Below are 17,651 nucleotides of genomic sequence, written 5' to 3'. Positions count from 1 at the left end.
ATGCCCGGCAGGGCAGAGGGGGTGCCCCGCGGCACACCTTCAGCCGCCGCCCTACTCCGTCGTCCGATCGTCGCCCATATCCTCGACATCCTCAAGGCGGACAAATTGCGTGCCCTTCAGCTTGAGATCGACCAGCGCCTTCGCCACCCCCTCACCCGCCGCGTGAGTCGGCTGGTTGATGTGGGAGATGACGACGTCGCCGTCCTTGGCCGAGGCGATGCGTTTTTCGGTGATGACGGCGCCGAGCAGCGAGCCGCCGTCGCCGTTGACCGAATAACCGGCGATGCGATAGCCCATGGCGCGGATTTCGCCGATGGCGGAAAGATCATATTTGGCGGTGGAACCACGGAACCAGTGCGGCGCCGGAATGCCGGATGCGACCATGGCGGCAGCGCCGCCTTCCACTTCCTGTTTCACCGCCTGCGGCGAGCCGGCCGAGGCGATGCCGTAGACCAGCGTCGGCGTATCGACGGCCGGAATATGGTTCTGGCCGTGGTTTTCGAGTTCGAAGAGATCGGGATTCTCAAGGAAGACGGCAAGGGCGGCGGGATTGCGCTTCAGCCAGCGGGCCGTGACGAAGATCGTTGCCGGGATGCGTTCTCGCACCAGGGTCGAAAGGATGCGCTCGTCCGCCTGGCCCATGCAGGCATCGAAGGTGAGCGCAATGCGGGCATGGCCGGCAATATTGGAACGGGCGATATGCAGATGCGGCTCGACGAGCTTTACCTTCGGCGCCGGAGCGCCTGTGGTGGGAGCCGTTGCCGCCGAGATCGGCGCCGCTGACAGTAATTCGTCCGCCGATGCAGCTGATATCGCGGCCAGGAGGAAGGCCGAAGCGAAAAGAATGCGGTTCATATCAAGGCTTCTACGATTGGGTCCATCGAGTCTAGCGGGTGCCGTTGCATGGCGCCATGTGGCCCAATGTCACCGCAGCCCCGGAACAAATGCGGCATCAATCGTAAAGATAATATTTGTCCCACTTCTCGCGCGGCACCTTCTCGCCGATCTGATAGTCGAGCTCGCGCACGTTGATATGCTGCGGACCGGTGATGCAATTGTAGGAGAGGTGGTACCAGTCGCCCTTGCTGCGGAAAACCGCGCCGGGGGCCTGCAGCGAATTGTCGCCGGCGACCGGGTCCTTGAACGTATAGGCGATCACCTTATCGGGCTTGAAACCGGTGCTGTCGCCGCTGATGCGGCTCATCGCCTCAGTGTCGCAGCTCTGCTCCAGGCGGGTCGAGGGATCGAGTTTTTCCAACTGCTTCTTGATGGCCGGATCGACGGCAAAGGCGGGAGCAGCAAGGCCAAGGAGGGATACGAACAGGAGCAGACGTTTCGGCATTGCGGAGAAAATCCCTTACTGTTGTCCATTCTTCACCTTGCCCAGGGCAGCTTGCCGGGGGCTTGGCACGTGCAAATTTCGCTCAGCGATAGCGGACATTCTTAAATATTGTGGTGACATCAAGGCAGAGCCGGCAGGGCGGCCTCCCAGCCTGTGGAAGGTTATCCACGTCCTTGGCGCAGCCTTGCCGCTTGATCCGGAACCAGTGCGCCTCTATCTCTTGCCAACCCGATATCCCGATCCGGAGCCATTCCTTGTCCGTTTTCAACAGCCTGCCGACACCGCCTGCCGCACCGAAAAAGCCCGTCTCCGATACGCGCCACGGCATCACCCGCACGGATGATTATGCCTGGCTGCGCGCCGATAACTGGCAGGCGATGTTCAAGGATCCGTCGATCCTCGATCCCGAGATCCGCCGGCATCTCGAAGCCGAAAACGCCTATATGAATGCGGCGATGGAAGACACCAAGCCGCTGCAAAAGCTGCTGTTCTCCGAAATGCGCGGCCGCATCAAGGAAGATGACAGTTCGGTGCCGATGAAGGACGGCGCCTATGCCTACGGCACTTTCTATGTGACCGGCGGCGAACAGCCGCGCTATTTCCGCATCGCCCGCGACGGCGACGTCGCCGATGAGAAGATCCGCACGGTGCTGCTCGACGGCGACAAGGAGGCATCAGGCAAGGCCTATTTCCGCCTCGCCGGTCTCGACCATACGAGCGACCACAGCCGCGGCATCTGGGGCTATGATGACAAGGGCTCGGAATTCTTTACGCTGAAGGTGCGCGACCTCTCGACCGGGGAAGATCTCGATGACCGCATCGAGAATACCGGCGGCGGCGGTGTCTGGGCGCCCGACGGCAAGAGCTTCTTCTACTCGGCGCTCGACGAGAACCACCGGCCCTCGAAGGTGTTCCACCATATTCTCGGCCAACCTCAGTCGGCAGACCGGCTGGTCTATGAGGAAGCCGATGCCGGTTTCTTCATGGGCGTCGGCGGTTCGCTGCTCGACGATGTCATCTATATCGACATTCACGATCACGAGACGAGCGAATACCGGTTGCTGTCGACCAAGGACCTCACAGCCGAACCGAAGCTGGTGGCGGCGCGCGAGGAAGGTATCGAATATTCGCTGACCGAGGGCGGCGACGTCTTCTACATCCTCACCAATGACGGCGACGCCAAGGATTTCAAGATCATGGAAGCGCCCGCCGACAACCCGGTGAAGGAAAACTGGCGCGAAGTGGTCGCCCACAAGCCCGGCACATTGATCATCAGCCACATGGCCTATGCCCGCCATCTTCTCTGGCTGGAACGTAAGGACGGGCTGCCGCAGATCATGATCCGCGACCGGGCGACCGGCGAAGAACACGCGATCGCTTTTGCCGAGGAAGCCTATTCGCTGGGGCTTTCGGGCGCGGCGGAATATGACACGGATATCATCCGCTTCTCCTATTCGTCGATGACGACGCCGTCGCAACTCTACGACTACAATATGGTGACGCGCGAGCGCACGCTGTTGAAGACGCAGGAAGTGCCGTCGGGCCACAATCCCGACGACTATGTCACCCGCCGCGTCTTTGCCCCGGCATGGGACGGCGAGACGGTGCCGGTCACCCTGCTCTACCGCAAGGACACTGCCCTCGACGGCAGTGCGCCCTGCCTGCTTTACGGCTACGGCGCCTACGGCATCACCATTCCGGCCGGTTTCAACACCAATTGCCTGTCGCTTGCCGACCGGGGCTTCGTCTATGCCATCGCCCATATCCGCGGCGGCAAGGACAAGGGATTTTCCTGGTACGAAGACGGCAAGATGGACAAAAAGACGAATACCTTCAAGGATTTCGTCGCTGCCGCCGACTATCTGAATCAACAGAAGTTCACCTCTTACGCGAAGATCATCGCCGAGGGCGGTTCAGCCGGCGGCATGCTGATGGGTGCGGTTGCAAACATGGCGCCGGAAAAGTTCGCCGGCATCATCGCCGCCGTTCCCTTCGTCGACGTGCTCAACACCATGCTGGACGACACGCTGCCGCTGACCCCGCCGGAATGGCCGGAATGGGGCAACCCGATCGACAGCCAGGAAGAATACGAGCAGATCGCCGCCTATTCACCCTACGACAATGTCGACGCCAAAGCCTACCCCCCGATCCTGGCGCTCGGCGGCCTGACCGACCCGCGCGTCACCTATTGGGAGCCGGCCAAATGGGTGGCAAAGCTGCGCGACAAGACGACCGGCGCAGCACCAATCCTGCTGAAGACCAATATGGACGCCGGCCACGGCGGCGCGTCCGGGCGGTTCCAGCGGCTGGAAGAGATCGCGTTCGAGTATGCGTTTGCGATCAAGGTGGCGGGGAAGATGTAAAGGGTTTGCGTTAGCCGTGTGACACCCCCCTCTGCCCTGCCGGGCATCTCCCCCACAAGGGGGAGATTGGCTGGGCGCACCGGCTTCCCCCAGCAATCAGCGTTCAGCCCGGCGCGACGATAGACGGCTGCGAAGGTTTAGCCACTTGTGATCTCCCCACCTGTGGGGGAGATGCCCGGCAGGGCAGAGGGGGGTATCCCACGGCACACCATCCAAGGAGACAGAAATGCCCGTCTACATCGCCTTGCTTCGCGCGGTAAACGTCGGCGGCACCGGCGCCTTGCCGATGGCGGAACTGAAGGCGATCTGCGGACAACTCGGCTTTACCGATGTGAAAACCTACATCCAGAGCGGCAATGTGCTGTTCCGCTCGAATGAGAAAGAAAAGGCAGTCGAGGAAAAGCTCGATGAGGCGCTCGGCAAGAAGATGGGCAAGCGGCCGGGCGTGATGGTGCGGACCAGCAAGGAACTCGACGCCATTGTCGCCAATGCGCCCTTCCCCGACGCCAAGCCGAATTTCCTGCTCGTCTATTTTCTTCCCGAAAAGCCGCCCGCAGATGCGCTTGATAAAATGGTGGCGCCCGATGGCGAAGAGGCGAAGCTCGCGACCCGCGAAATCTACGTGCATTATCCCAATGGTTCCGGCCGCTCGAAGTTGAAGCTGCCGGCGCTGAAGCCCGGGACCTCACGCAATCTCAACACCGTGCGCAAGCTGGCGGACATGGCGGCTGAGATGGAAGACAAGGACTGAAGGCGCCGCGTAGAATTTGATTCAAGCGATGCCCGTCAAGTCTTTGTTTCTCCAGCCACCTTCGCCCGCATGGCCTTATAACCGCTGATCTCCTCGCCAGCGGTCGGCGAGAAGCGCAGGTTCCAGACGGTGGCGGTGATCGAGATGATGGTGACGACGATGAAGGCGGTGGAGAAATCGCCGAGCGACGGCGTTTCGGTGCCGCTGACGGCCATCGAACCGTGCAGCGCCAAAGCCCCGATGCAGATGCCGAGCGACAGCATCAGTTGCTGGAAGGTGGTGTAGAAGCTGGTGGCCGAGCTCATCCGCTCCCTGTCGATCTCGTCATAGGCAATGGTGTTATAGGCGGTGAACTGGAACGACAGGAAGAAGGCGCTGAGCACCAGCACCACGAAGATCAGCGGCATCGGCCAGTCCGGCCGGAAGGCGGCGCAGAGGCCGTAACCGACCGTGCCGAGGATGCCGTTGAGGACCAGGCTGCGGCGGAAGCCCAGCCGGCTGAAGACGAACTTCGCCATCGGCTTCATGGCAAGCGCGCCGAGTGCCGTGGCGATGACGATCTGGCCGGCCGCCGCCGCCGACAGGCCGAAGCCGATCTGGAAAAGCAGCGGCAGCAGGAAGGGCTGCGCCCCTTGCGTGATGCGCGTCAGCGAGCCGGCGATGACCGACGTCCCGAAGCTCGGCACCTTCATCAGCGAAAAGTCCATGATCGGCGACGGATGCCGGCGGGCATGCCTGAGATAGCCGGTGCCGAAGAGCAAGCCGACAGCGATCAGGAAGATCGAGAAGGCGCCCTCGCCTTCGTGGCTCGACATTTCGAAGCCGAAAAGCAGCGAGCCGAGCGAAATGCCGGAGAGGACGAAGCCGATCGTATCGAAGGGACCGCTCGCCTTGCCCTTCACCTCATCGATATAGATCGACACGAAGATCATGCCGATGATGCCGATCGGCACGTTGATGTAGAAGATCCAGCGCCAGTCGAGATAGGTGACGAAGAAGCCGCCGAGCGGCGGGCCGACGATCGGGCCGATCAGCGCCGGCACCAGCAGCCAGGACATCGCGCTGACCATATCCTTGCGGTCGACGCTGCGCATCAGCACCAGGCGGCCGACCGGCATCATCATCGCGCCGCCCATACCCTGCAGCAGCCGCGCCAGCACCAGGAAGGGCAGCGTCGGCGCCAGCGCGCAGAGGATCGAGCCGATCACGAAAACCGATATCGCCGCACGGAAGACCGTGCGGGAGCCGAAACGATCGGCCATCCGGCCGCTGGCCGGAATGAAGATCGCAAGGCTCAGGAGATAGGAGGTCAGTGCGATCGACATGGCCGGGGCGCTGACGGCGAAATCGCGCGCCATGGTGGGCAACGCCGTTGCCAGCACGGTCGCGTCGATATTTTCCATCAGCATCGCACTCGCGACAATCATCGCGATCACCCGGAAATTGGGCGCGGCGCGCCGAACCATCGGCGCCTGGTAAATCTGATCCGACATCGTCTGGGATCACTCGCGGTGGCGCGGCGGAGCACAAAAGGCAGCAAGGCCGCGGGGGATGACATGGCTAAGCCAAGGGGAGACGATCTGCTATACGCCTGCGATCATGGCGGCGCTATGTCGTTTATGGCAATGCTGCCTTGCCGAGAGGTAAAGGCAGATCACGATTCCTTGCATCGACCTGTGCTTCGTGAAGGGCTTTATCCCCGGCAATTCGGCTTGCGCCGCGGGCACCCCGGCCCTACCTATGAGGCATGACCTCCGCCCTTGAAAAAAACCGGCCCGCTGCGGCCTTTCCCTTCGACAACAGCTACGTCGGCTTGCCACAGCGCTTCTATGCCGGCCAGGCGCCGACGCCGGTGGCGGAGCCTTGGCTGATCAAACTCAACGAGCCGCTGGCGGCCGAACTCGGGCTCGACGTCGAAGCGCTGCGGCGGGATGGTGCGGCGATCTTTTCCGGCAATCTTGTTCCCGAAGGAGCCGAACCGCTGGCGATGGCCTATGCCGGACATCAGTTCGGCGGCTTCTCGCCGCAGCTCGGCGACGGGCGGGCGATCCTGCTCGGCGAAGTGGTCGACAGCAGCGGCAAGCGCTTCGATATCCAGCTGAAGGGCGCCGGGCCGACGCCTTTTTCGCGCCGCGGCGACGGGCGGGCCGCAATCGGGCCGGTGCTCAGGGAATATATCGTCAGCGAGGCGATGTTTGCGCTCGGCATTCCGGCAACGCGGGCGCTGGCGGCTGTGACGACGGGCGAGCCGGTCTATCGCGAAGAGGTGCTGCCGGGTGCGGTCTTCACCCGCGTCGCAGCAAGCCATGTGAGAGTCGGCACCTTCCAGTTCTTCGCGGCCAGGGGCGATACCGACGGCGTTCGGGCTCTGGCCGACTATGTGATCGACCGGCACTATCCCGAACTGAAAGCGGCGGACAATCCCTATCTCGCATTGTTCGAGGCGATCTCCGAGCGCCAGGCGGCGCTGATTGCCCGCTGGCTGCATGTCGGCTTCATCCACGGGGTGATGAACACCGACAATATGACCGTCTCCGGCGAGACGATCGATTTCGGCCCCTGCGCCTTCGTGGATGCCTATGATCCGGCGACCGTCTTCTCGTCGATCGACCAGCACGGGCGCTATGCCTATGCCAACCAGCCCGGCATCGGGCAATGGAACCTTGCAAAGCTCGGCGAAACGCTGCTGCCGCTGATCGACGAAGAGCCCGACGGGGCGGTCGATAAGGCGAATGCGGTAATCCGGGCTTATGGCGAACGCTTCCAGGCGCATTGGCTGGCCGGTATGCTGGGAAAAATCGGCCTTGCCGGCGAAGAGGACGGCGATCTCGAACTGGTGCAGGCGCTGCTGTCGCTGATGCAGGCGCAGGGCGCGGATTTCACCCTGACCTTCCGGCGGCTGTCGGATCTTGCCGGCGACGAGACCGCAGAGCCAAGCTTTGCGGCGAGTTTTCGCGACCCGGAGGCCTGCGGCCCCTGGCTGACGCAGTGGCGCGAGAGACTGTCGCGCGATCCGCAGACCGCCGCTGAGCGCGCTATTGCCATGCGCAGCGTCAATCCGGCCTTCATCCCGCGCAATCACCGGATCGAACAGGCGATCGGGGCCGCGGTCGAGGATGGCGATTTCTCGCTGTTCGAAGCGCTGCTGACGGTGCTTGCCAAGCCCTATGAGGACCAGCCGGGCTTTGCCGCCTATAGGGAGCCGCCGAAGCCCAGCGAACGGGTGCTCGCGACCTTCTGCGGGACGTAAGCGGGTTCAATACAACCCTACCGTGATACCCGCCTGCGGCAAATGCGGCTGTTGAAAGGCATCTCCTTCGCGCTATCTGGCTGATCGGCGGGACTTTTCCGCCGACCCTCCACCCGACCTTAGCGGGAGACAGCCTTATGGCGATCGTCATTACCTCCATCCTTTTCATCATCATCGGGCTGACCCTCGGCGGCGGCGGTTTCTGGCTCGTCACGCTCGGCGGCAGCGTCTTCTATCTGTTCGCCGGGCTGATGTTCCTGATCACCGCCGGGCTGCTTTTGATGCGCAAGGCGGTAGCCCTCTGGGTCTATGCGGTGCTCGTCGTTGCGGCACTCGCCTGGGCGATCTGGGAGGTGGGTTTCGACTGGTGGCAGCTCGGCCCGCGCGGCGGCATGATCATCCTGCTCGGGCTCTGGCTGCTGACGCCGTGGATCCGCCGGCCGCTCGGCTTCCGCAGCCCGACCGGCATCACCTACGGCGCCAACCCCTGGCCGCTCGCGGTACCGGTGATTGTCGCCATCATCGTCGCCTTCTATTCGATGACCACAGATCCGCACGATCTTGCCGGCGAGCTGCCGAGGGATGCGGTTGCCGCCAACCCGGCCTTCGGCGGCAGCGTGCCCGATGGAGAATGGCACCAGTATGGCCGCACGCCTTTCGGCCAGCGCTATTCGCCGCTCGACCAGATCACCACCGAGAACGTCTCCACCCTCAAGGAGGCCTGGCGATACCAGACCGGCGACGTCAAGCGACCGGAGGATATCAGCGAGACGACCTATCAGGTGACGCCGCTGAAGGTGAAGGACACGCTCTATCTCTGCACGCCGCACAATTGGGCGATCGCGCTCGACGCCAAGACCGGCAAGGAGAAATGGAAATACGATGCCAACTCCGGCATGAACCCCGACCGGCAGCACCAGACCTGCCGCGGCGTCACCTATTATGCCGATCCTGACGTCGCCGCCGGCCAGCCCTGCGCCGAGCGCGTCTATCTGCCGACCTCAGACGCCCGGCTGATTGCACTCGATGCGGCGGACGGCAAAATCTGCACCAGCTTTGCCGACCAGGGCGTGCTGCATCTGGAAACCGGCATGCGCTTCAACCCGGCCGGCTATTATTATTCCACCTCGCCCCCGGTCGCGGTCGCCGGCAAGATCATCGTCGGCGGGGCGGTGAACGACAATTATTCCACCGAGGAACAATCCGGCGTCATCCGCGCCTTCGATATCAAGACCGGTGCGCTGATCTGGAACTGGGATTCCGCCAATCCGGATGTGACGACGCCGCTCGCCGCCGGCCAGACCTATACGACCAATTCGCCGAACAGCTGGTCGGTCTTCAGCGTCGACGAGGCGCTGGGGATGGTCTACATCCCGCTCGGCAACCAAGTACCCGATCAGATCGGCATCAACCGCAGCGACAATGTCGAGAAATTCTCCTCCTCGATCGTCGCCCTCGATATTGCCACCGGCCAGCTGCGCTGGGTGCGCCAGACCGTGCATCACGATCTCTGGGACATGGATGTGCCGGCCCAGCCGGCGCTGATCGATCTGACGAAGCAGGACGGCACCGTGGTGCCCGCCCTCGTCGGCCCGACCAAGCAGGGTGATCTCTACGTGCTCGACCGGCGCAGCGGCGAGCCGATCATCCCGGTCAAGGAAATCCCCGCGCCCGACGGCGCAGTCTCCGGCGATCATACGTCGCCGACGCAACCGATCTCCGACCTCACCTTCTCGCCCGAGCCGCTGAAGGAAAGGGACATGTGGGGCGTGTCGCTGTTCGATCAGCTCGCCTGCCGCATCGACTTCCACCGCTACCTCTACGAGGGCCGCTACACGCCGCCTTCGCTGAAGGGCACGATCGTCTATCCCGGCAATTTCGGCACCTTCAACTGGGGCAGCGTGGCGGTCGATCCGGAGCGGCAGATCATGTTCGGCATGCCGACTTATCTCGCCTTCACCTCGCGCTTGGTGCCGGCCGCCGACATTCCGCCGCGCGGCCAGGACGAGAAGGGCAGCGAACAGGGGCTGAACCGCAATGACGGCGCGCCCTACGGCGTCTTCATGGGACCCTTCCTCGGACTCTTGAAAATCCCCTGCCAGGCGCCGCCATGGGGTTATGTCGCCGGCGTCGACCTGCGCACCGGCAAGATCGCCTATATGCACAAGAACGGCACCGTGCACGACATGACGCCGCTGCCCCTGCCCTTCAAGGTCGGCGTGCCCGGCATCGGCGGACCGATGCTCACCAAGGGCGGCGTCGCCTTCCTCGGCGCTGCCGTCGACAACTACCTGCGCGCCTATGACGTGACGAACGGGCGAGAGCTCTGGCAGGCGCGGCTTCCCGCCGGCGGCCAAGCGACGCCGATGACCTATACGACGGATGATAACAAACAATACGTCGTCATGGTCGCCGGCGGCCACGGCTCTGTCGGCACCACGCCCGGCGATTATCTGATTGCTTATACGCTGCCGTGATGGGAAGCTGCTGCTCTGCTGTTGGCGCCGGGAAAAGACCCCTCCCCAACCCCTCCCAACGAGGGGGAGGGACTAAGCCGCGACCGGGTCCTGCCACCAAAATACGTCGCCACATGCTGCATCGTCAGGAATGAAATACGGCGGGCGCAACACGAAAGTCCCTCCCCCTTGTGGGGAGGGGTTGGGGAGGGGTTTTCGCCCGAGCGGAGAGCTGTCGATCATGCCCTTCGAAGTTTTCCACATCAAACCATCTCGACAATCATCTTGCCGACTTCCGCAAAGATCGGGTTCAGCTCCTTCGCCGATGCGGTCGCCTCGGCGATATAGACGGCGGCGACGATCGGGCCGCGGTCGGGAGGCCAGATGACGGCGATGTCGCCAAGCGAGCCGTTCGGGCCGGTTCCGGTCTTGTCGCCGACCTTCCATTCCGCCGGCAGGCCGGCTCTCAGCCGCTCGCCGCCCGTCGTGCTTGCCACCAGCCAGGCGATCAGCCTGTCACAGGCGGCCTCGGTGAGGATTGAGCCGAGCGTCAGGTTGCCGAGGGTGTCGAGCATCGCGTCCGGGCTGGTCGTGTCGCGCGGATCGTCCTTCTTGGCCTCGTTCAGCGTCGGTTCGGTGCGGTCGAGACGGGTCGTGCCATCGCCGATCGAGCGCAGCCAGTCGGTCAGCGCCGGCGGCCCGCCGAAGCTTTCGAGCAGCAGGTTGCCGGCGGTGTTGTCGCTGACCGTCACCGCCGCCTCGCAGAGTTCGGCGATGGTCATGCCGTCGGCGCCTGCATGTTTTTCACTGAGCGGCGAATAGTCGACGAGCTTGTCCTTGCCGTAGGTCACCCGCCGGTCGAGCTTCTCCTCGCCCTTGTCGACACGAGCAAGCACGAAACCTGCGGCCAGCGCCTTGAAGGTGCTGCACATCGGAAAGGCCTCGCCGCCGCGATAGCCGAAGGAGATGCTCGTCTGGGTGTCGAGCACCGAGACGCCAAGGCGCCCGCCGGTGCGTTTTTCCAGCGCGGCAAGACGGCGCTCGATATTGTCGTCGCCCTCCCCGGCCTTCTCCTCGGCCCCCTCCTCGGCATTGGCGGGACGCGCCAGCATCGGCAGTCCCAAAGCAGGCAGGCCCAAAGCAGGCAGGTAAAGCGCCGAGCCGATCAGCAGGCGGCGGGTAAGATTGAGATCCATGACATCCTCCGGCGAGTCGGAGACCAGAGCTAAGGCGCGATTGCGGCGGCATCTCGTCCGCTGCGGTGAGTTGGGCTCCTCACGGCGATAATGCCGCGCGCGTGACCTCGACCGTCACATGCGACAATTCCGTCAGCGCAGAAAGCCTGTCCTTGTAAAAGGCCGGCTCTCGCGGCGTCGCGGTGACGACGGCAACGATGGCGGCGTGATGGCCGGGGCCGACCTGCCAGACATGGAGATCGGTGATCCGGTCTTCCTCCGTCTCAATCGCCTCGCGGATCTCAGCCGGCAGCGTCTCGCCGTGCGGCACGACGTCGAGAAGGACGCCGCCGGAGGCTTTCAGCAGGCTCCAGGACCAGTTGGCGATGACCAGCCCGCCGACGATGCCCATGACGGGATCGAGCCAGAGCCAGCCGTAGAGGCTGCCGAGCGTCAGCGCCGCGATGGCGAGCACCGAGGTCAAGGCATCGGCGATCACATGCAAATAGGCGGCGCGGATATTGTTGTCGCCGGGCTTTGCGTGGGCGTGGTCGCCGTGATGGGCATGGTCGCCGTGTCCATGGTGGCTGTGGTGGGCATGGCCGCCCTGCCCGTGGCCATGGTGATGCGCGTGATGGCCGTCGCCGGCCAGCAGCCAGGCACTGATCAAATTGACGGCAAGGCCGATCACCGCGACGGCGATCGCCTGGGCAAAACCGATCGGCACCGGATTTGACAGGCGCAACCAGCTTTCCCAGGCCATCAGCATGGCGATCAGGGCAAGGATGATGGCGCTGGCAAAACCGGCGAGATCGCCGAGTTTGCCGGTGCCGAAGGTGAAACGCGGATTGCGCGCCTGCCTGCGGGCGAAGAGATAGGCGAGCGCGGAAATCAAAAGCGCGCTGGCGTGGGTCGACATGTGCCAGCCATCGGCGACCAACGCCATGGAGCCGTAGGCGGTGCCGGCGGCGATCTCCGCCACCATCATCACCGCCGTCAGCGCGATCACCAGCCAGATGCGCCTCTCGTTCACCGCATGGTCGGCGCCGAGGAAAACATGATCATGCTCCAGCGTGTTCATTCCAGCCTTGTCGATCCCGGCACTCATTCCCAGGCTCCTTCATCACAGCATTCAGCGAATATAGGTTCTCAGCACTTCCGATATTTCTTCGACCGCCTGCGCCCTTGCCGCGTCGTCTTCGGCATTCAGCACATGTTCGCGCAGGTGATCGTCCAGCACCTCGCCGGTCAGCCCGGTCAGGGCGCCACGGATGGAGGCGAGCAGCTGCAGGATCTCGCCGCAGGGACGCTCTGCCTCGAGCGCACGCTCCACCGCCTCCATCTGCCCCTTCAAACGGCTGACGCGGGCGATGAGTTTCTTCTTCTGCAGACTGGTGTGAGACATGGCGAATCCTATATAGTATAGGGGGGTATTCTATCAAGGTAGCCAACCGACATCAATGCCCACGCCATGTTTGAGCGTTATCCTCCAACGCCATTGACAAACGCCGCATTTCCGACGATTCATGCGCCATGATCAAAAACGCGCACCAGAGCCGCTCGTATTTTTGGCTGTACCTGTAAAGGGCGGCTGGACAAGATCATATTGTCAACAAGCCGCCGTCAGGCGGCTTTGTTGTATCGGCAGCGTCCTGACGGCAGACTATCAAAGGACGCGAAGACCATGACCGAAATCGAAGACAGCGAAATTTCACTGATGCGCCCGTCTGTGGTGACGATCCGCGTCGCCAAGCCGCGCGACCTGCCCGAACTCAACGAAATGATCGCCCTGCTTGCCGCCCATCACGGCGATGCGGCCGCAACAACGCCGGAACAGTTGGAGCGCGACCTCTTCGGCCCGCTGCCGTGGATCCATGCGCTGGTCGCCGAAGCGGGCGAAGGGCTGATCGGCTACGCCATTCTCGTGCCGCTCTACAGGGCGCAGGAAGGCAAGCGCGGCATGGACCTGCATCATCTCTTCGTGCGCGACGGCCATCGCGGCCACGGCACCGGCCAGCTGCTCGTCGACCGGGCTCGCGAGACCGCGCGCAATGCCGGCTGCGGCTACCTTTCCGTCAGCGCTGCCACCGGGAACGTGCTGGCCCACCGCTTCTACGAACAGATGGATTTCACCCCGCGCCCGGTCACCGGCATGCGTTACATGCAGTCGATCGCTTAGGGTGGCTGGAACGAAGATCTACCTTCCTGATCCAGATATCGGATTTGGTGCGGTTCGACTTCGAAAAAGCGGAAGTTCCTCGGTCATGCTTGCCAGCTAAAGCGCCGCGCGTCTATTCAGACGCGTCGGCTCAGGCCTATAGCGCGCCGGTCGACACCGCTTTCAGTACTGCTGGCACACTATCGAATTGCACAAGGAGCTTTCATGCCTGATTTCAAACTCCATTGCTTCGCTCTCTCGGGAAACTGCTACAAGGTTGCGCTCTTCCTTGCGCTTGCGGGCATCGAGTGGGAAAGCATTTTCGTTGATTATCTGGGCGGCGAAACGCGAACCGAACAATGGCGAAAAACCGTAAACGAACAGGGTGAGGCCCCTGTGCTCGAACATGGGCAAACGAAGATCAGCCAATCGGGGATCATTCTGGACTACCTGTCAGAGGTGACAGGGCACTTTGGACCGCAGACGGCCGAGGAACGGCGCGATATCATGCGCTGGATCCTTTTCGACAACCATAAATTCACGAGCTATTACGCGACGCTGCGATTCATCTACGGCCTCCAGAAGAGCGGGGAGACACCGGTCGCCGAGTTTTTAAGGCAGAGGGCCAAGGCCGCCTATGCCATTGTTGACGAACACCTGGCCCGCCAAGCTTTCATCGTCGGCGACCGGCTGACGATCGCGGATCTCTCCTTGGCAGGCTACGTCTTCATGCCTGAAGAAACCGGCATTGATCACAGCGCCTTTCCGGCTATTGCAGCCTGGAAGGATCGTATCAGCAACATGCCCGGCTGGCGCCATCCCTATGATCTGATGCCGGGTCCCACCTCCCTGTAAACAAAAGTGCGAAGCGGTTTTTCCGTCCGGGATTGCGTAAAAACAAAAGGTTAGAGCGGCTCAGCGCTTCTACCGGCCCGGCACGGCCTTCAGATAGGCGGCGATCGCCTCGCGGTCGGCTGCCGGCAGATGGGCGATGTTCTTCTGCACATCGACCATCGAGCCACCGACGGAATCGAAATCGGGGGTGAAGCCGGTTTCGAGGTAGCTGGCGATATCGGCCTCGCTCCAGCCGCCGATGCTCTTGGAGGAAGGGGTGATATCGGGTATGCGGCCCTTGCCTTCCGGATTGGGCGCGCCGGCCAGCCACTGATCTGCCTGGAAGCCGCCGAGCGCATCGCGTGGCGTATGGCATTCGCCGCAATGACCGGGGCCTTCGACGAGATATTGCCCGCGCTTGATCTTGTCGTCGCTCTTGGCGAGAGCCACCCGCGGCTGATCGTTGAGATAAAGGAATTTCCAGCCGCCGAGCGCCAGCCGGATGTTGAAGGGGAACGGCAGCTCATGCGGCGGCGCGACATTTGCGCTCTTCGGCAGAGTTTTCAGGAAGGCGAAGAGATCGTTGACGTCCTTGTCGCTCATGCGGGAATAGGAGCCAAAGGGAAAGGACGGGTAGAGATGCTCACCACCCGGGCCGACGCCGCGCTTCATCGCATTGCCGAAGCCGGCCAACGTCCAGGCGCCGATGCCGGCCTTTTCATCCGGCGAGATGTTCGGCACGTGGAAGGTGCCGAAAGGGCTCTTCAGCGCCAGACCGCCTGACAGCGTCAGCTTGGCATCACCTTCGGAACCGGGGGCTGCATGACAGCTGACGCAGCCGCCTGCCCAGAAAACCATCTGGCCGTTGGCCGGATCCGGGGCGCCGAGACCCGCCCAATGGCTCTCCGGCAGCGGGTCGGGCGCGGTGACGAGATAGAAGGCGCCCCCGCCCAGCACGGCGACACCGATCAGACAGAGCAGTAACCGGATGAACCTGCGGATCATGCCCCGCCTCCCCTTTGCCGAAATTTTCCCGTGCGGACCGTTTCTGCGACTAGCCCGCGCGGGCGGAGAATAAAGTGATCCGCGCCGGCGGCAAGGTCGGCGCGGATCCACATCGGCTGGAATGAGTCGGGCCTATCACTCCTTGATGCGATAGGCCTTGTGACAGCCCGCGCAATTGGCGCCAAGCGTGTTCATCGTGGCGCCGACGGCCGCAGGATCGGCCGGAAGCTGGGCCAACGCGGTTTCGGCGTCAGTGGAGAGCTTGGCGGCGCGCGCCTTGAAGTCGTCCATGTTTTCCCAGATCTTCGGGCTCGCCTCTTTGTCGCCGGTCTCGGTGCCCGGCTTGAACTGATCGGGGAAGACCTTGGCCGTTGTGGCAATCGTCGTCAGCGCCGCCTTTACCGCCTCGGCGTCATAGGGCTTGGTGCCCTTGGCGATGGCTGCCAGGGCGCCGGCCGAACCACCGATCTGCTTCATCAGCGCAATGCGCGAATCATGGGTGCCGTCGGCGGCGGTCACCGAGCCGAAGGCTATGCCGGCCATCGCTGCGGCGGCAGCTACTGCTTTCCAGTTCATATTCCTCTCCATTTTCTTGGGGCCAAGGCGGCCGACGGCCAATCTGCACCGGGAGCATGACAAAATCCATGCCGGAACGTGGTCACGTTTTGCCGGATCACCATAAAAACAACGTGATAGGCCGCTAAAGCACGTCGCATCAAATTTGATCAATGCGACGCGCTTTAGCTCTTTGTTTTTATGCATGTCGTTATCCCGGAACCGCTGCACACTTCCGGGCGACATGCATTGCCGTTCATGCGCTTTTCCAGCCGTGCCAAAGGCTGAAGGCGGAGACCGCAACCAGCAGCAGTCCGGCAAAACGGCCGACAAAGGCGGTGACATCAGGGTTTGCGACGAGCAGGTCGCGGCTACGGCCGGCCGTCATCGCCAGCGTGCCGTAGATGGCGAACTGGGTGACAACAGTCATTACCCCCATGATCAGCCCCTGCATCCAGATCGGGCCATATTCGGGCTTGAGGAACTGCGGGTAGACGGCGAACATGAAGATATAGGCCTTCGGATTGACCAAGCAGGTGACGGCGCCCTGACGGAAGGCGCGCCAGCCGGAGCGCGCCGTTCCCGGCCCGACCGCCTCGACGGTGATCGAACTGCGGATCAGCGAAATCCCGATCCAGATCATATAGGCGACGCCGGCAAAGAGCAGCACGTTGAAAAGCTGCGGCAGCATGGTCACGAGCACGCCGACCCCGGCCGCACCATAGGCCGAATGCACGGCGCCGCCGGCCATGATGCCGCCTGTCGCCGCCAGCCCCCGCCTGGCGCCGCCGGTCAGCGAATTGGCGAGCACGAAGAGCATATCCATGCCCGGCACGATGATAATGCCGAAAAGAAGGGTGAAGAAGAGCCAGAGGTTTTCGTGGTAGTTCATGTCAGTTACCGCCTGTTGGTTCTGCGGGTCATGTTGCAAGACCCTGATTGATTTCAATCCGATAGGCGGCTCTATACGCAAACCCAACTGACAGTGTATTGTCAGGAGCGTAAGAGATGGGAGGGGGAAAATGCGCAAGGCCTCACGGCTTTTCGAGATCATTCAGATCCTCAGGCTCGCCAGAAAACCGATGACGGCGGCTGTAATGGCCGAAACGCTCGAGGTGACCGTGCGCTCGATCTACCGCGACATCGCAGCGCTGCAGGCGATGCGGGTGCCGATCGAAGGCGGGCGCGGCATCGGCTACATCATGCGGCCGGGCTTCGACCTGCCGCCGCTGATGTTCTCGATCGAGGAGATGGAGGCGATCGTGCTGTCGCTGGCGCTGCTCGAACGCACGGCGGACGAGGAACTCAAGCAGGCCGCCCGCCGGGTCAACCAGAAAATCGCAGGCGCGGTGCCGGCGCCATTGCGCCAGGCAATGGACAACAAGGCGCTGTATGCCTGGGGCTCGATCGCGCAGCCGGCCGGCTTCGACCTTGCGATCGTGCGCCGGGCGATCCGCGACGAGTGCAAGCTGATGCTCGGCTACCGCGACGAGCTCGGCCGGGCGAGCGAACGGACGATCCGGCCGATCGCACTGATCTATTATTCGCAGACCGCCAATATCGTCGCCTGGTGCGAGTTGCGCCAGGCGATCCGCAATTTCCGCAGCGACCGGGTGGAGCGTTGCGCGGCAAGCGACGATTTCTTCAAGGGCGATGGCGATCGGTTGCGGGAATTGTGGACGAGCGGGTGGACGGAGAATGTTGTGTCTGGGTAGTTGTGAAGCGCTTGGGCGATATCGACGCGCTCGGATTTACCTCGCGG

General features: G+C 62.8%; 16 protein-coding genes. 7 read left to right on the top strand and 9 right to left on the bottom strand.

The features are described from left to right. Positions 1-51: 51 nt before the first annotated feature. Positions 52-855, bottom strand: coding sequence for a polysaccharide deacetylase family protein (locus RLEG4DRAFT_RS15460; protein ID WP_003578047.1), 804 nt, complete (start codon positions 853-855; stop codon positions 52-54). Between the two features lie 97 nt (positions 856-952). After that, a complete protein-coding gene (locus tag RLEG4DRAFT_RS15455; RefSeq protein WP_003578044.1) occupies positions 953-1,342 on the bottom strand; it encodes a DUF930 domain-containing protein in 390 nt (129 codons plus the stop codon). A 254-nt stretch (positions 1,343-1,596) separates the two neighbouring features. Between RLEG4DRAFT_RS15455 and RLEG4DRAFT_RS15450 the strand changes: the two genes are divergently transcribed. Both RLEG4DRAFT_RS15450 and RLEG4DRAFT_RS15445 read left to right on the top strand, forming a co-directional pair. Further along, a complete protein-coding gene (locus RLEG4DRAFT_RS15450; RefSeq protein ID WP_003578043.1) occupies positions 1,597-3,705 on the top strand; it encodes a S9 family peptidase in 2,109 nt (702 codons plus the stop codon). A gap of 226 nt (positions 3,706-3,931) precedes the next feature. Continuing rightward, positions 3,932-4,456 carry a DUF1697 domain-containing protein gene (locus RLEG4DRAFT_RS15445; RefSeq protein ID WP_003578041.1) on the top strand — a complete coding sequence of 175 codons (525 nt, stop codon included), beginning with the start codon at positions 3,932-3,934 and terminating at the stop codon, positions 4,454-4,456. A gap of 35 nt (positions 4,457-4,491) precedes the next feature. Here RLEG4DRAFT_RS15445 and RLEG4DRAFT_RS15440 read toward each other — a convergent pair whose 3' ends face one another. Continuing rightward, positions 4,492-5,949, bottom strand: a complete 1,458-nt coding sequence (locus RLEG4DRAFT_RS15440) for an MFS transporter (protein WP_003578039.1) — start codon at positions 5,947-5,949, stop codon at positions 4,492-4,494. 254 nt (positions 5,950-6,203) lie between these two features. Between RLEG4DRAFT_RS15440 and RLEG4DRAFT_RS15435 the strand changes: the two genes are divergently transcribed. Beyond that, positions 6,204-7,706, top strand: a complete 1,503-nt coding sequence (locus RLEG4DRAFT_RS15435; RefSeq protein WP_003578037.1) for a protein adenylyltransferase SelO — start codon at positions 6,204-6,206, stop codon at positions 7,704-7,706. Between the two features lie 137 nt (positions 7,707-7,843). Beyond that, complete coding sequence (locus RLEG4DRAFT_RS15430; RefSeq protein ID WP_003578035.1) at positions 7,844-10,183, top strand: glucose/quinate/shikimate family membrane-bound PQQ-dependent dehydrogenase; 2,340 nt, start codon at positions 7,844-7,846, stop codon at positions 10,181-10,183. A 242-nt stretch (positions 10,184-10,425) separates the two neighbouring features. Here RLEG4DRAFT_RS15430 and bla read toward each other — a convergent pair whose 3' ends face one another. From bla to dmeR, 3 genes are all read right to left on the bottom strand, one after another. Further along, positions 10,426-11,358 (bottom strand): class A beta-lactamase, encoded by a 933-nt coding sequence (gene bla / locus RLEG4DRAFT_RS15425; RefSeq protein ID WP_003578034.1) that lies wholly within the window; start codon positions 11,356-11,358, stop codon positions 10,426-10,428. Positions 11,359-11,437: 79 nt separating this feature from the next. Beyond that, on the bottom strand, positions 11,438-12,445 hold the full coding sequence (gene dmeF, locus RLEG4DRAFT_RS15420) for a CDF family Co(II)/Ni(II) efflux transporter DmeF (RefSeq protein ID WP_003578031.1): 1,008 nt from the start codon (positions 12,443-12,445) through the stop codon (positions 11,438-11,440). 24 nt (positions 12,446-12,469) lie between these two features. Then, the gene (gene dmeR / locus RLEG4DRAFT_RS15415; protein ID WP_003578029.1) at positions 12,470-12,742 is read right to left on the bottom strand and encodes a Ni(II)/Co(II)-sensing transcriptional repressor DmeR; all 273 of its coding nucleotides are present in this window, start codon (positions 12,740-12,742) and stop codon (positions 12,470-12,472) included. A gap of 279 nt (positions 12,743-13,021) precedes the next feature. Between dmeR and RLEG4DRAFT_RS15410 the strand changes: the two genes are divergently transcribed. Further along, on the top strand, positions 13,022-13,516 hold the full coding sequence (locus RLEG4DRAFT_RS15410; protein ID WP_003578028.1) for a GNAT family N-acetyltransferase: 495 nt from the start codon (positions 13,022-13,024) through the stop codon (positions 13,514-13,516). Between the two features lie 204 nt (positions 13,517-13,720). Continuing rightward, a complete protein-coding gene (locus RLEG4DRAFT_RS15405; protein ID WP_003578027.1) occupies positions 13,721-14,350 on the top strand; it encodes a glutathione S-transferase family protein in 630 nt (209 codons plus the stop codon). A 69-nt stretch (positions 14,351-14,419) separates the two neighbouring features. Here RLEG4DRAFT_RS15405 and RLEG4DRAFT_RS15400 read toward each other — a convergent pair whose 3' ends face one another. From RLEG4DRAFT_RS15400 to RLEG4DRAFT_RS15390, 3 genes are all read right to left on the bottom strand, one after another. After that, on the bottom strand, positions 14,420-15,334 hold the full coding sequence (locus RLEG4DRAFT_RS15400) for a c-type cytochrome (protein ID WP_003578025.1): 915 nt from the start codon (positions 15,332-15,334) through the stop codon (positions 14,420-14,422). A 135-nt stretch (positions 15,335-15,469) separates the two neighbouring features. Beyond that, complete coding sequence (locus tag RLEG4DRAFT_RS15395) at positions 15,470-15,910, bottom strand: c-type cytochrome (protein ID WP_003578023.1); 441 nt, start codon at positions 15,908-15,910, stop codon at positions 15,470-15,472. 235 nt (positions 15,911-16,145) lie between these two features. Then, entirely contained in the window at positions 16,146-16,781 is a 636-nt protein-coding gene (locus RLEG4DRAFT_RS15390) for a LysE family translocator (protein ID WP_003578022.1), read from the bottom strand. A gap of 130 nt (positions 16,782-16,911) precedes the next feature. Here RLEG4DRAFT_RS15390 and RLEG4DRAFT_RS15385 point away from each other — a divergent pair, with 130 nt between their 5' ends. After that, the gene (locus RLEG4DRAFT_RS15385) at positions 16,912-17,604 is read left to right on the top strand and encodes a helix-turn-helix transcriptional regulator (RefSeq protein WP_003578020.1); all 693 of its coding nucleotides are present in this window, start codon (positions 16,912-16,914) and stop codon (positions 17,602-17,604) included. Positions 17,605-17,651 lie beyond the last annotated feature (47 nt).

This window comes from Rhizobium leguminosarum bv. trifolii WSM2297 (assembly GCF_000271845.1).
Note: the sequence above shows the minus strand (reverse complement) of the source record. Positions and strands in the feature narration are given on the sequence as shown.